Origin of the sequence: Neobacillus sp. CF12, from assembly GCF_030348765.1 — a bacterium.
Taxonomy (GTDB): domain Bacteria; phylum Bacillota; class Bacilli; order Bacillales; family Cytobacillaceae; genus Neobacillus.
Map to the genome: position 1 here is coordinate 3,918,217 of NZ_JAUCEU010000007.1, position 14,281 is coordinate 3,932,497.

The 14,281-nt window shown below is 39.8% G+C and carries 15 protein-coding genes and 1 pseudogene; 13 read left to right on the forward strand and 3 right to left on the reverse strand.

Annotation, left to right across the window (positions count from 1 at the left end; genetic code table 11):
• Window positions 1-26 precede the first annotated feature (26 nt).
• The 5 genes from QUG14_RS18700 to QUG14_RS18720 all read left to right on the forward strand — a co-directional run bounded on the left by QUG14_RS18700 (window position 27) and on the right by QUG14_RS18720 (window position 4,659).
• Window positions 27-1,202, forward strand: coding sequence for an ABC transporter substrate-binding protein (locus QUG14_RS18700; protein WP_289341953.1), 1,176 nt, complete (start codon window positions 27-29; stop codon window positions 1,200-1,202).
• Window positions 1,203-1,334: 132 nt separating this feature from the next.
• Complete coding sequence (locus tag QUG14_RS18705) at window positions 1,335-2,213, forward strand: branched-chain amino acid ABC transporter permease (protein ID WP_289341954.1); 879 nt, start codon at window positions 1,335-1,337, stop codon at window positions 2,211-2,213.
• A gap of 13 nt (window positions 2,214-2,226) precedes the next feature.
• Window positions 2,227-3,198: a branched-chain amino acid ABC transporter permease gene (locus QUG14_RS18710; protein WP_289341955.1), complete on the forward strand. Its 972-nt coding sequence runs from the start codon at window positions 2,227-2,229 to the stop codon at window positions 3,196-3,198.
• Complete coding sequence (locus QUG14_RS18715) at window positions 3,176-3,952, forward strand: ABC transporter ATP-binding protein (protein WP_289341956.1); 777 nt, start codon at window positions 3,176-3,178, stop codon at window positions 3,950-3,952. The genes QUG14_RS18710 and QUG14_RS18715 overlap by 23 nt, the downstream gene beginning before the upstream one ends.
• The gene (locus tag QUG14_RS18720) at window positions 3,952-4,659 is read left to right on the forward strand and encodes an ABC transporter ATP-binding protein (RefSeq protein WP_289341957.1); all 708 of its coding nucleotides are present in this window, start codon (window positions 3,952-3,954) and stop codon (window positions 4,657-4,659) included. The genes QUG14_RS18715 and QUG14_RS18720 overlap by 1 nt, the downstream gene beginning before the upstream one ends.
• 40 nt (window positions 4,660-4,699) lie before the next feature.
• Here QUG14_RS18720 and QUG14_RS18725 read toward each other — a convergent pair whose 3' ends face one another.
• Entirely contained in the window at window positions 4,700-6,508 is a 1,809-nt protein-coding gene (locus QUG14_RS18725; RefSeq protein ID WP_289341958.1) for a TIGR04190 family B12-binding domain/radical SAM domain protein, read from the reverse strand.
• Between the two features lie 279 nt (window positions 6,509-6,787).
• Here QUG14_RS18725 and QUG14_RS18730 point away from each other — a divergent pair, with 279 nt between their 5' ends.
• From QUG14_RS18730 to QUG14_RS18745, 4 genes and pseudogenes are all read left to right on the forward strand, one after another.
• The gene (locus QUG14_RS18730) at window positions 6,788-7,198 is read left to right on the forward strand and encodes a hypothetical protein (protein WP_289341959.1); all 411 of its coding nucleotides are present in this window, start codon (window positions 6,788-6,790) and stop codon (window positions 7,196-7,198) included.
• A 96-nt stretch (window positions 7,199-7,294) separates the two neighbouring features.
• A pseudogene (gene ybaK, locus QUG14_RS18735) lies at window positions 7,295-7,772 on the forward strand (Cys-tRNA(Pro) deacylase).
• A gap of 87 nt (window positions 7,773-7,859) precedes the next feature.
• Window positions 7,860-8,972 carry a PRK06851 family protein gene (locus tag QUG14_RS18740; protein WP_289341960.1) on the forward strand — a complete coding sequence of 371 codons (1,113 nt, stop codon included), beginning with the start codon at window positions 7,860-7,862 and terminating at the stop codon, window positions 8,970-8,972.
• A 115-nt stretch (window positions 8,973-9,087) separates the two neighbouring features.
• Window positions 9,088-9,291, forward strand: a complete 204-nt coding sequence (locus tag QUG14_RS18745; RefSeq protein WP_289341961.1) for a hypothetical protein — start codon at window positions 9,088-9,090, stop codon at window positions 9,289-9,291.
• A 45-nt stretch (window positions 9,292-9,336) separates the two neighbouring features.
• Here the strand turns inward: QUG14_RS18745 and QUG14_RS18750 are convergent, their stop codons facing one another.
• Window positions 9,337-9,504 (reverse strand): hypothetical protein, encoded by a 168-nt coding sequence (locus QUG14_RS18750; RefSeq protein ID WP_289341962.1) that lies wholly within the window; start codon window positions 9,502-9,504, stop codon window positions 9,337-9,339.
• 170 nt (window positions 9,505-9,674) lie between these two features.
• Entirely contained in the window at window positions 9,675-11,126 is a 1,452-nt protein-coding gene (locus QUG14_RS18755) for a c-type cytochrome (RefSeq protein WP_289341963.1), read from the reverse strand.
• A 140-nt stretch (window positions 11,127-11,266) separates the two neighbouring features.
• On the opposite strand from QUG14_RS18755, the gene QUG14_RS18760 reads away from it, so the two are divergent.
• The 4 genes from QUG14_RS18760 to QUG14_RS18775 all read left to right on the forward strand — a co-directional run bounded on the left by QUG14_RS18760 (window position 11,267) and on the right by QUG14_RS18775 (window position 14,209).
• Window positions 11,267-11,932: a DNA alkylation repair protein gene (locus QUG14_RS18760; RefSeq protein ID WP_289341964.1), complete on the forward strand. Its 666-nt coding sequence runs from the start codon at window positions 11,267-11,269 to the stop codon at window positions 11,930-11,932.
• A gap of 72 nt (window positions 11,933-12,004) precedes the next feature.
• Window positions 12,005-12,859, forward strand: a complete 855-nt coding sequence (locus QUG14_RS18765; protein ID WP_289341965.1) for an HAD family hydrolase — start codon at window positions 12,005-12,007, stop codon at window positions 12,857-12,859.
• Window positions 12,860-12,873: 14 nt separating this feature from the next.
• On the forward strand, window positions 12,874-13,953 hold the full coding sequence (locus tag QUG14_RS18770; RefSeq protein WP_289341966.1) for a PQQ-dependent sugar dehydrogenase: 1,080 nt from the start codon (window positions 12,874-12,876) through the stop codon (window positions 13,951-13,953).
• Between the two features lie 22 nt (window positions 13,954-13,975).
• On the forward strand, window positions 13,976-14,209 hold the full coding sequence (locus QUG14_RS18775) for a hypothetical protein (protein WP_289341967.1): 234 nt from the start codon (window positions 13,976-13,978) through the stop codon (window positions 14,207-14,209).
• Window positions 14,210-14,281 lie beyond the last annotated feature (72 nt).

Here is a 14,281-nt window from a genome sequence, read left to right on the forward strand (position 1 = left end):
CTATTCAAAAATAGGGGGTATAGACAATGCGAAAGAAAAAACTTGCGGGTATTTTTATGTCGTTCATGATGGCGGCAGGTGTGTTGGCTGGCTGTGGTGGTGCATCCAGTACAAGCGGTGACAAAGACAGCGAAACAATTAAAATTGGAGCCAACCTTGAGCTTTCCGGCGGAGTAGCATCCTACGGTCAGTCCATTGAAGAAGGTCTGAAATTGGCTATTGAAGAAATCAACAAAGAAGGTATTGATGGCAAGAAGATTGAACTTGTAACCTTCGATAATAAATCAGATGCGGCTGAAGCAACAAATGGGGCCATTAAATTAATCAGCCAAGATAAAGTTTCAGCAATCATTGGTGCAGCAACAAGTACAAATACATTGGCACAGGTGGAAATTGCACAGAAAAATAAAACTCCACTGATTACACCAACAGGAACAAACTCAACGATTACTTTCAAGGAAGGGGTTTTAAATGATTTTGTATTCCGTACTTGTTTCATTGACCCATTCCAAGGAACTGTAGCCGCTAACTTTGCTTCAAAAGATCTTAAAGTGAAAAATGCAGCTATCATTATTGATAGTTCCAGCGACTATTCAAAGGGATTGGCAGCTTCTTTCCAAAAATCATTTGAAGGCAGCGGCGGAAAGATTGTTGCTGAGGAAGCATATGTAGCAAAGGATACTGATTTCAATGCGATCCTAACAAATATTAAAGCGAAAAACCCAGATTTCATTTTCCTTCCAGGATTTTATGAGGAAGTTGGTTTAATTATCAAGCAGGCTCGTGCACTTGGAATTGATGTTCCAGTTATGGGCGGCGACGGCTGGGATTCTCCTACTCTAGTAGATATTGCTGGTGCTGATGCGTTAAATAATACATTCATCACAAACCACTATTCATCTGGAGACTCTGATGCAAAAGTTCAAGATTTCGTAAAAGCGTTCCAAGGGAAATATGATGGTAAATCACCAGATGCCTTTGGTGCATTAGGATATGATACTGCTTATTTCATTGCTGATGCTATTAAACGTGCTGGCAGCAGTGATCCTGAGAAAATCCGCAAAGCACTTGAAGAAACAGATGGTCTTGCAGTTGTATCAGGTACTTTGAAAGTTGACAAAAACCATGACCAAGTTAAAGCAGCTGTAATCCTTGAATACAAAGATGGTAAACAAGAATTTAATACAAAAGTAAATCCGTAATTAGAAAAGCGAAAGCGCCTTGCACAGGGGCGCTGTAGCTAGACATTTTTATAGAAATAAAAGAATAGGGAGAGTGGATATCTCCCTATTCCTATTTTAAATAATATTTTCCTAATTTTAGGAGGTCAAGACATGGAGTTTTTACAGCAGCTTGTTAACGGGGTGTCACTAGGCAGTATCTATGCGTTGATTGCCCTTGGCTATACAATGGTTTATGGGATTGTAAAATTAATTAACTTTGCCCATGGAGATGTCTTCATGGTAGGTGCATTTATTGGCTTTTATTCTATTACTATTTTAGATTTAGGATTTTTTCCTTCTTTGCTTATTTCGATGGTAACTTGTGCTATTCTAGGAGTTCTGATTGAAAGAATTGCCTATAAACCATTGCGTAACGCCACTAGGATTGCGGCGCTTATTACCGCAATAGGGGTTTCGCTGTTAATTGAATATGGAGTGATATATGTACGTGGTGCCCAGCCGGAAGCCTACCCTGGTGACATTGTAACGTCAAAAAGCATTGACCTTTTCGGTGTTCAAATTAGCAGCCAATCACTGTTGATTTTGGGAACTTCCGTTGCACTAATGATCTTACTTCAATTTATTGTTCATAAAACCAAAATTGGTAAAGCTATGCGTGCGGTTTCTCATGATATGGATGCAGCTAGATTGATGGGAATTAACGTTAACAATACCATTTCTGCTACCTTTGCAATTGGTTCTGCTTTAGCAGGCGCAGCAGGTGTTATTTTTGGGATGTACTATACAAAAATTGAACCGTTAATGGGAATCATTCCAGGCCTTAAAGCCTTCGTTGCGGCCGTACTTGGCGGAATCGGAATCATTCCAGGTGCAATGGTTGGCGGTTTGTTATTAGGTGTCATTGAGTCGCTTGTAAGTGCTGCCGGTTTCTCTTTATGGAGAGATGGCGTAGCGTTTGTCGTACTGATCTTAATTTTGATTTTCCGTCCAGCCGGTTTATTCGGTAAAAATGTACGGGAAAAAGTATAAGGGGGCTATTGCGATGAGTATTCTTAAGTCAGCAAAAGGTTTTTGGTTATCAATCGTTTTAGCCGTTGTATTTGGTGTTGTGATGCAATTTTTAATTACCGGAGAAATAATTAATTTCTTTTATGTAAACACACTTTACTTTATTGGTATTAACATTATTCTTGCTGCAAGCTTACATCTGATTATTGGAATTACTGGACAGTTTTCGATTGGACATGCAGGTTTCCTTGCTGTAGGTGCTTATGCCTCGGCTATTATTACGATGAAATTAGAGCTTCCCTTCTCCCTTGGCTTATTGGCAGGAGGAGTTGCAGCTGCGATTGCAGGCTTAATTATTGGGATCCCTACTCTTCGGCTAAAAGGAGATTATCTAGCAATTGCCACACTTGGATTTGGTGAAATTGTCCGGATTGTCTTTTTAAATATTGAATATGTTGGCGGGGCAAGCGGGATGACCGTTTCTCAACTCACCACTTGGCCATGGCTATTTGGAAGTATCCTGCTCACGCTAATCGTTATTAGAAACTTTACAAATTCAACACATGGACGAGCTTGTATTTCTGTCAGAGAAAATGAAATTGCAGCTGACGCCATGGGGATTAACACTACTTATTATAAGGTCATTGCGTTTGTCATCGGTTCCTTTTTTGCCGGCTTGGCGGGCGCCTTATATGCGCACAACTTTTTCATTATCCAGCCGACAAACTTCGGCTTCTTAAAATCTTTTGATATCTTAATCTTTGTGGTTCTTGGCGGGTTAGGCAGTATGTCTGGCGCAGTACTTGCTGCGATCTTGCTCACAATTGTTTCTACCTTCCTACAAAGCTTTCCTGAATTAAGGATGATTATTTATAGCTTAGTATTGGTATTGATGATGCTTTATCGTCCACAGGGATTAATGGGAACAAGAGAACTGACCTCATTCTTTAAGTTTGGAAAGTCTTCAAAAGGAGGGTCAACTCATGACAAACAAACCGTTGCTTAAAGTAAATAATGCAGGCATTCGTTTCGGAGGATTAAAGGCTGTTTCTGAGGTGAACCTTGAATTGAAACAAGGTGAATTAGTGGGGTTAATTGGACCGAATGGTGCAGGCAAAACAACTTTCTTCAACTTGTTAACGGGCGTATATGTACCAACTGAAGGCAGTATTGAGTTAGATGGAGATAAATTAAATGGTTTAGCACCCTATAAGATTACCAAAAAGGGTATAAGCAGAACCTTTCAAAACATTCGTTTGTTTAGTGAATTGTCGGTCCTTGATAATGTTAAGGTAGCCTATCATTCACTTGCGAAACATTCGATTATGAGTTCAATTTTCCGCCTCCCTAAGCACTTTTCAGAAGAAAAGTATATGGAGGAAAAGGCAATTGAGTTTTTAAAAATATTTAACTTAGATAATGTCATGCATGAAACGGCGAAGAATCTCCCCTACGGACAGCAGCGCCGGCTAGAAATTGCTAGAGCACTGGCGGCTAATCCAAAACTATTGCTTCTGGATGAACCTGCAGCGGGTATGAATCCACAGGAAACAGAAGAATTAATGAATTTAATCGCCTTAATTCGTAAAAAATTTGATTTAACCATTTTGCTTATTGAACATGACATGCTTCTTGTAATGGGTGTATGTGAGCGAATCTATGTACTCGACCATGGTCAACTTATTGCAAATGGCACCCCTGAGCAAATCAGAAATAACCCAAAAGTCATCGAAGCGTATCTAGGGGAGGAGGTTTCGTAATGCTGAAAATTGAAGATATCAATGTGTACTATGGAATTATCCATGCATTAAAGGGTGTTTCGCTCGAGATTAACGAAGGGGAAATTGTAACCTTAATCGGGGCAAATGGAGCGGGGAAAAGTACGCTGTTAAAAACAATTTCCGGACTACTTAAACCAAAAAACGGGAATATCTTATTTGAAGGACAATCAATCTCAGGCAAGGTAGCACAGTCGATTGTAAAACAAGGACTTTCACATGTCCCTGAAGGCCGTCGAGTTTTTTCAAATATGTCTGTAGAAGAGAACTTAGAGTTAGGGGCTTATTTACGGAAGGATAAGCAAGGCATTAAGGAAGACTTTGAAAAGGTTTATAGCTTGTTTCCGCGTTTACTTGAGCGGCGGAAGCAACTGTCTGGGACGTTATCAGGCGGTGAGCAGCAAATGCTGGCAATGGGCAGAGCCTTGATGGCACGTCCAAAACTCTTGCTATTAGATGAGCCTTCGATGGGACTTGCTCCCTTATTGGTTAAGACTATTTTTCGGATTATTGAAGAAATCAACAAATCAGGCACTACCATTTTGTTAGTAGAGCAAAATGCGAACATGGCGTTATCGATTGCTGACCGTGCCTATGTTATTGAGACAGGAAAAATCGTCCTCTCAGGATCTTCTGACGAACTAAATCAAAGCGATCAAATAAGAATGGCCTATCTAGGCGGACATTAAAAAGACGTGTGATCAATCACACGTCTTTTTGCTTGGCTGATTACATTTTAACCTTTTGCTGTTCGGCTTCAAGTTTAAATTGGTGGCGGAGTTTCGGCTTTAAGGCATGTTTAATTTTTCCTACATGCTCTTCATAAAGCTGTTCTAAACCGACTAATGCTAGGGAGAAGAAGTTTGCATAATTTTTTTGAACTTCCCACTTTAACTCGTTCTTCCCACAGATACTATATTTATTTAACTCTTCAATTTCCTTTTGTATTAAATCTAATTCAGCTTTCTGCTCTTCTTCAGCTAGTGAAAGAACATAATCAATCTTTTCAATATAGGCTTGTGACTTTTCAATCTTTCCTTTGATTTCATCGTAGCCAGCCTGGTCAATCAGATCGTATTTTATTTTAAACGCATTAAGCTTTTGAGCCGAATCATAGGTTGATCTTACGATGTCATCCCGTGTCATTTGTGTCGTTTCATAGCTGAGCATATGCTTCCATGAAGGCTGCGTGATCGCCTTGCGGTGGTCCTCAAGGGTATGACAGAATTTCTTAAAACCGTGCAGTTCAGGATTTTCAAATGCTGGGCTTGCTGGGTCAAGGAACGGTGCAAGCGGCGCTACAAAGTAGAAAAGTCTTGGGTCTTTATTACATGCCAGGTGGATTTCTTCACAAAAATCAATGTTTTCAATGGCACTTTGATAGGTTTGACTTGGTATTCCAGTCATAAAGAATAAATCAATTTTCTTAGCGCCATGTTTTAAGGCAAAATTAAGCGTTTCAATTACTTTTGGATTTGTACAGTTAAACTTGCCGTTATAGCGTCTAATTTTTTCATCATGTGTTTCAAGGGTAATCTCAATGCTATATTTTGCACAGCTATCATTCATCATTTGGAAAAATTCTTCGCCTGCATATTGAAACAATTCAAAGACAATTTCATTTTTAAGATTAAGCTTTTTAAGACGGCTGAAGAACTCTTTTACATACTCACGACCGCCTTGGCGCAAGTCATGAAGGATAAAGATCGGTGCCCGGCTGAAGCGAGAAATAAACTGAATGTCGTCGATAAGTTTTTCCGGTGAACGTAATGCGAGAGAACTCCTTCCACAGTTTTGGTCATAGGCATCCTTGGAACCGCCGCAAATCAGACAGTTTTGCGAACAGCCTCTTGCTGTTAGTAAAGCGGTGTTAGGATATTCAAGCCAGCCTTTGTATGGCAGCGGGTCTAGAAAGTTACGGTATTTAAACACAGAACGGACTGTATAGCGATAGCCCGGTACGTCAAGATCATCTAAATCCGTTGGTACATAGGTGATCGGGTTATAGCCAACTTCGCTGCCTTTCTTCCATGTTAAGTTTGGAATGTCTGCATAGTGAGTATTTCCAAGTTCCAATTTATTCATCAACAGAAGCATAAGCTTTTCCGTTGAGTCACCGCGCATAACGAAATCAATAAATGGATAGTCAATTAACTCTTTATGATAATAGGTTGCTGATAAACCTCCGAAGATCATCGGTGTATCAGGATGAAGCCTTTTTACAATTTTAGCTAGTTCAATACTGCCGTGTGCATGCGGCAACCAATGAAGGTCAATCCCGAAAGCACGGGTTTTGATTTTTTTTAGCTTTTTTTCTACATCAAATTTCTCACTCATCAGCATGCGGTTGGCAATGTTGATAATTTTAACACGAAGTCCGTACCGTTCTAAATAATCAGCAATACTTGTTAACCCAATTGGATACATTTCAAATACGGGTGATGATGGTACAACATCGCTAATCGGACCTGCAAGCAGGGAGTTTTTTCGAAAGTCATAAACACTTGGTGCGTGTAAAAGGACCAAATCATATTTCATATAAGCCACCCTTTTCGGTTTATTAATAGTTATATTTTTAATTGTGAATAATTTCACATATTCACTTTGAATTAATCGTGGCAAAGTGATTAACCTAATAAGTTCATCCCACTTTGCTTTCTGTAATTATTTTCTAACTACCTTTATTTTAATATAATGAAGGATTAATAGAGTGACAAACGGGTGACAACAATGTGGAGATTCCGTGGAAGCTTTCTTTAACCTATATAGTCTTATGTGCATAGTTTAAAAGGAATACACATATAAGGAGGAAATGTCATGTATTATAATGGTTATCCTAATTATTACGGATTGTCACCAAATTTAGAACCAAGTGAGTTGTCTCGATTCGGGGGAGGACAACCGCCAGGATTTCAACCCCCGCCTTTTGGTGGAGGGCAGCAAGGATTCCCTCCTTTTGGGGGAGGACCACAACAAGGTGGGGCACCACAGTCACCGCCACCATCTTATACGCCACAAGAATCACCCTCTTTATACGCAGTTGACCCTGGAGCCATTAGAGGCTGCCTTTACCGCTATACCTATATTTGGCTAAACAATGGCAGCAGTTTCTGGTTTTATCCAACATATGTTGGACGAGATTCAATTGCTGGATATCGTTGGAGAGGATTCCGCTGGGTATATTACGGAACCGATCTAAGAAGAATACGATCCTTTAGATGTTCATAGATACAAAACAAAGGGTAAGGAACCTATCATTCCTTCCCTTATTTTTTATGTTGAACGGAGAAAGTTGCTATAATAATGGTAAAAAGGATGAAGAAAATGGCGAAGGTCAAAACGAATGCAATTCGGATACTAGATAGTAAAAAGATACCTTACGAGGTACTTACATACGATAACCAAGATGGAAAAATTGATGGTGTTTCTGTCGCCGCCAAGATTGGCAGAGAGGCCCGTGAGGTATACAAGACGCTGGTCGCCCAAGGGAGCGAGTAAGAGCATTTATGTCTATGTAATACCGGTTGAGGCAGAACTAGATCTGAAAAAGGCAGCCAAGGCAGCTGGTGAAAAGAATGTAGAGATGATTCCGGTAAAGGATATTTTGAAATGGACGGGATATATCCGCGGAGGCTGCTCACCGATAGGGATGAAAAAGGAATATAAAACATTTATTGATGAAAGCTGTTTAGAGGTTGAGAGTATGGTTGTCAGTGCTGGCAAAATTGGCGTTCAAATCGTGATTGACCCGAAAGTGTTAGTTAATCTGACAAAGGCCCAAACACCTGATGTTAGAAAATAATGTAGTAGGCATTCACCTATAAAACGGCATTGCATAGTATATGGTGAAATGTACTTTGCTATGTCACGTAAAGGAGAGTGTTCGCAAGTGGCAGGAAAGATAAAAAATTATTATGCAGGCGGTAATACTGCTAAAGGATTCCATAACTTGTATGAGTCGAATCTCCAAGGGCTGGAATGTGTTTATATTCTTAAAGGTGGTCCTGGAACAGGGAAATCATCGCTGATGAAAAAAATAGGCAATGAATGGGTCGAAAAAGGATATGATATCGAATTCCTACATTGTTCTTCAGATAACCATTCAATCGATGGAGTGATCATTCGCGGTTTAAAGGTAGGAATCGTTGATGGAACGGCTCCACATGTAATCGAACCCAATGCTCCAGGAGCGGTAGAACAATATATTAATTTGGGTGAGGCGTGGGACGCAAAAGCCCTTGCTGTTGAGAAAAAGAACATTGAACGGTTAACAAAACAAATTAGTGCATCCTATAATTTAGCCTACTCTACCTTTAAACAGGCGTTGGATGTTCATGATGATTGGGAGAAAATTTATATTGAAAACATGGATTTTGAAAAAGCTGACCAACTGACCAATAAATTAATTCAATCTTTTTTTGGCAAGCTTAAAATAAATAAGCAATCCGATATCCGCCACCGATTCTTAGGGGCAGCGACACCAAAGGGAGCCGTTGATTTTGTCCCAAATTTAACGGAAGATATTGAAAAACGTTATTTTATTAAGGGACGCCCTGGTTCTGGAAAATCAACAATGTTAAAGAAGATCGCAGCTGCTGCAGAAGCAAGAGGGATTGATACAGAGGTTTATCACTGCGGATTTGACCCTAACAGCCTCGATATGGTTATTTTTAGAGAGCTAGGCATTGCTATCTTTGATAGTACCGCTCCACACGAGTATTTTCCGAGCCGCGCCGGTGATGAAATCATTGATATGTATGAACTTCTGATTACACCGGGTACAGATGAGATCTATGAAGATAAGATTAAACCAATTGCAGCAAGCTACAAAACTAAAATGACGGAAGCTATCTCTTATTTAGCGAGAGCCAAAGAACTTCATGATAAGCTTGAAAGTATTTATGTTTCTGCAATGGACTTTTCTATTGTCGAGCATATCCAAGAAAGAATAGCCGAGGAAATCAGACAATTAGAATTTGATACAATTGTTAGCACGCAATAGTAATAGATATATCAGCTGTCCCGATTAGGGACAGTTTTTTATGTGATACTTATGTTGTGAGTGGGGAAGATAACGGTAGTGTTCTAAAATATATCTAAAGAAGGAGCTATTTATCATGCAAAATTACCCATTTGCATCAAATGACACTGTAGAAGCCAATAATGAAATCAATAAACAATTGGAAGATGGAAAGGTCCATGCTCCTGTTCAAGCGCAATCTGAAGCAGAAAAAGCAAACCTAGAATTACAGGAGCAGTTCAATAGTGAAGAACAAAAAGACATACGTACTTCTCCTGCAGCAATTTCCACTCCTCAATAGATTGAAATAAAGTCGGCTTCCCTAATTGGAAAGCCGGCTTTTCGCTTATTTCGGGTTCGTCTTGCTTTTCTGACTTTTATTGTGCTTATTTCCCTTGCTATTATCACCGCTGACAAACTCAGTTGCGAATTCCGCTTCAGCATATTTTGACTCAGCACGATCGGCTTGCGGCGAATTTTGATTTTGACTGCCCTTATTAACCTTTTTCGTCATATCATCTTCTCCTTTCATCTTTTAGTACAGTTTAGTTTGGCATTTATGAAATTCTTTATACATTTTAATAGAGGGGTTCAAAGAGATGTAGCGAATTGTAATAATGGAATCTAGCAATCTAGTAAATCAAAAAGCATCCTTCAGTTTTAAGAAGAATGCTTTGTAATGGATTATTTCTTTTCCGATAACCATGTAGCCAAGATTTTTGCGTTCGTTTCATCAACAAGTCCGCCTGGCATCATGCCTTTACCATCTTGAATTCGTGTAAGGATTTCCTTTTTGGATAGCTGACTTCCGATTGTTGTTAAACTAGGACCGGCATTCCCTTCAAGCTTTTCACCATGACAAGAGGCACAGTTCTCTTTATAGACAACTTCTCCTGCTTCTGCAACGGAATGGGTTCCTTGCGAGTGAACTTCTTCGCTGCTTAAAGATACTTCGTCGATTAAAGCGGAATAAGGGACAAATTGAATTTCATGCGGTACACCCTCTGCAGGGATTTCGGTAATTAATTCCCCAGTCTCTGTGTCCCAAATTTGAACACCTGAAACTGCCTCACCGCCAAGTTTATATGGATAACGCTTATCCATTCCATGATTTAATGTCCAAAGCTCCTTGCCATCTGGGCTTATGCCAGTGTGGGCAGGAATCGTCGTACCGGTTGACTCCCAAAGTTTTTCATAGGTTTTTGTATTAAGTTTGAATATTTTGTTACCACCAGTCGTTACATAAGCAAACTTTCCATCTGGACTAAGGGATATGTGAATAGGACCGCCTTCAAAAGAAATCCGCTTTGTGATTTCAAGTGTGGCAACATCAATGATGACAACTTCTTTTGTACCGCCAACTGCTGTCCATACTGACTTTCCGTCAGGTGTAAGGTTTACACCGTGGAGGCTGCCACCAACAGGAATGTCTTTTACAATTTTATTGCTTTTCCAATCTAGAACGGCTACCTTATCTTCTTTATCAATACTAATAAAGAGATACGGTGAGTCAATGGCTTTTCCATCCCAGTACATAGATGGAGAGATATAATCTGTTCCCTCGCCAGTAGGAATGTCGGCTATTTTTTTATGCGAATGGACATCCACAACTGAAACGGTACCGCCGTATTGATTTGCTACATAAAGATACTTATCATCAGGTGAGAGTGCCGAGTGGTGTCCTCCTTTTCCAACTGGAACTCTCCATAATTCTTTAAACGTAATAGGGTCAAGTGCGATGGCATAGGAAGTGTCATCGTATTCAAACCAATCGACGGTAAACATTGTTTTAAAGTCTTTTGTAAAAGTAACAGCATGGGTATCATGAAGGTTAGGATACAATTGTTGTGTTCTTTCGTTCTTCGGCCCTTCGATATCAATGGCTGTTAGCATTTTATGATATTTTGCATCAATCACCCAGATTTTATTGCTAGAGCCGCCGCCTACATATGCTAGACTTTCACTGCCTAGTTTTCCGCCGGCAAGTTTTTCATCAAAACTAAGCTCCTCTGTTTTCGGGGCCGCAGTTTTTTCTTTTGTAGCAGCTGCTTCTTTTTGAGCACATCCGCTAATTAAAAGTGCAGAGAGAATAGCGGTTGCCATTCCAGCTGAGACTAATGTCTTTCGTTTTACCATTATTTTTTCCTCCAATGATTCGTGATAGAGTAAATATAGAGAGAAAATATATAGATGATATGAAGAAAAAGGGTCTAATTTATGACAGTTAAGTATGAGGAGAATGTTATAATATTCCAAATGGAGAGGAGCGGAAAGGGATGAGTCATGAAATAGAGGTAGTAACAACATTGTTTGAAGGAAACCGAAATGAAGAAAATTCTGGTCCTATGAAAAAGTATATGAAAGACCATTTTCCCTTCTTAGGGATTAAGTCGCCACTTCGAAAGGAACTTGAAAAGCAATTTTTTAAAGAGACAGAGATTTTGAAAAGACCTTTTAACCAGGATTTTGTGATTAGTCTATGGGAAAAGGATGAAAGAGAATATCAATATACAGCGATTACATATACGGGAAAATTCATCAAGAAATTGCCAAAGGATGTTATTCAATTTTTGGGAGGATTAATCACGACAAAATCCTGGTGGGATAGTGTCGATTCAATTGCGCCTTTAGCAGGGGAACTGGCTAAGAAGTATCCTGAACTAATCAATGAGAATATTAATCAGTGGTCTGTTGATGATAACTTCTGGCTAAAGAGAACTTCGATTCTTTTTCAATTAAAATATAAGGATCAAACCAATGAAGCGTTACTGTATGATTACATCGTGAAGAATGCTGATAGCAAGGAATTTTTCATTCAAAAAGCCATCGGCTGGGCTTTAAGGGAGTACTCGAAAACAAACCCGGTGTCTGTTAAAGAGTTTATTAGGGACAACCAGCTTGCTCCGTTAAGTATAAGAGAAGGAAGTAAGTATCTTTCATGAGCAAAATGGTGAAAATGTCTAGTGGTATCATGTTAGAATGGCAATAACTTAAAAGGAAAATAGGTGGACAACATGATTAAGTGTATTGCAACAGATATGGATGGAACATTATTAAACTCCGTTCAACAAATAAGTCAGGAAAACAAAGAGGCTATTTTAAAAGCACAAGCACAGGGAATTGAAGTGGTCGTGGCTACTGGCAGGTCTTATCAGGAAGCACGCTATGTCTTGGATGCTGTCGGATTACAATGTCCCGTTATCGGTGTCAATGGTGCTGAGGTTCGGGCAAAAGATGGTGAAGTGCTAGCGACTGTTCCAATTGATAAAAAAATCGCGAGAAAAGCTGCAGAGAAACTGACGGAGAGCGATGTCTATTTTGAAGCTTACACAAACAAAGGTACATACAGTGTAGATCTAGAAAAGGCAGTTTCAATTCTTGTTGATATTGTGGTCAGCGCCAATCCAGATGTCAATCAAGAAGAAGTGATTCACGCTGCAGGAGCTAGAGTTAGAGATGGCTTAGTTCATCCTATTGAAAGCTATGACCTTCTCTTTGCGAATGAGGAAGTTCAATTATATAAATTTTTAGCATTCTCCTTTGATTCCGAGAGGCTGGAGGCTGTATCTACCGTTCTTCATGACTTAGGTGACCTCAGTATTTCCAGCTCGGGGCATGAGAATCTCGAAATTACGAATAAGAACGCACAAAAGGGAATAGCACTTGAAGCATTTGTAAAAGCAAGAGGAATTGAATTGGCAGAGACAATGGCGGTCGGCGATAGTTTTAATGACGTTTCGATGCTAGAAAGAGTCGGCAGAGCCGTTGCAATGGGGAATGCTGCCTATGAAATTAAATCTCTTTGTGATGTGATTACGGCAACCAATGATGAACATGGAGTAGGCAAGGCAATAGTGGAAGTGTTATAGGAAGGAAGAGATAAATGCTCAAATTGTGTTCCATTTTATTATCCGTGATACTTTTGATATCAGGTTGTTCTCTTTTTGAAAAAGAAAATCTCACGTCCAAAGATTCTCTTGAGGATGAGGCGATTGTCCTGCAGCCAGAGATTGAAGTGGTGGCTGAAGAGTTGAGGGTTCCCTGGTCAATCAGTAAGGTGAATCAGGTTTTTTATGTGAGTGAACGAACAGGAAGTATCGTAAAAATTGATAACGGTGAAATGGACAGACAACAGGTTGAATTGGAAAAACCGCTTGCGAAAGCTGCGGAAGCTGGATTACTTGGCTTTGTACTCGATCCGGGATTTTCTGATAATCAAAAGGCGTTTGCTTATTATACGTATTGGAACGATCAGGGGCAGTTTAATCGTGTGGTCGTCTTGCGCCATGAAGGGAATAAGTGGAGTGAGGAAAGGGTTCTGCTTGATCAGATTCCAAGTGCAGCCTATCATCATGGCGGTCGTCTGAAGATTGGTCCGGATGGGAAGTTGTATATTACCACTGGTGATGCCACTACCCCAGAACTTTCACAGGATATAAAGTCCTTAAACGGGAAGATTTTAAGGATGAATTTAGAAGGCAGTATTCCGGAGGATAATCCTTTTGAGAATTCCTACGTCTATAGCTACGGCCATCGAAATCCTCAGGGACTTGTTTGGATAGGAAATACACTATATGCGAGTGAACATGGGCAATCCGCACATGATGAAATCAATTTGATTAAACCTGGAGCAAATTATGGATGGCCGCTAATTGAAGGAAATCAAAGTAAAACTGGAATGGTGACACCTTTGTTTCAGTCTGGTGAAGAAACGTGGGCTCCTTCAGGAATGGCTGCACATAATGGGAAACTGTACGCTGCAACATTAAGGGGAAGCGCAGTCCGTGAATTTGACTTAGACAGGAAACTAACAAGTCCGGTTTTGACGGGATTAGGAAGGATACGAGATGTATTTGTTGATGATGAATACTTTTATTTTGTCAGCAACAACACAGACGGCAGGGGAAATCCTGATCAAAAGGATGACAAATTGTACAGAGTTTTGCTAACCAATCTGAAGTAACTGGATAAAGGCTGGTGTGATTATGACGACAAAAAGTAATAAATTACTATATGGATGGACGCTGATAGCCCATCCAACCTATCAAATCTTTACAAACAGAAACTCATACGTCATCATCGACGAAGACAATGACGTCATGCTCAGATTTACCCTCCAAGAAAACGAAATCGAAATCCAAGGCGCAAACTGGAACCTAAACTACAAAATCAACCTCGGCTTCAAAACCCTAAAAATCATCAACACACCAGAAGAGTAAAAACATACGGTGACAGGCACCAAATATACAAAAAGGTGCATTTATGCAGATTTTTTTGCATAAAAGGTTGCT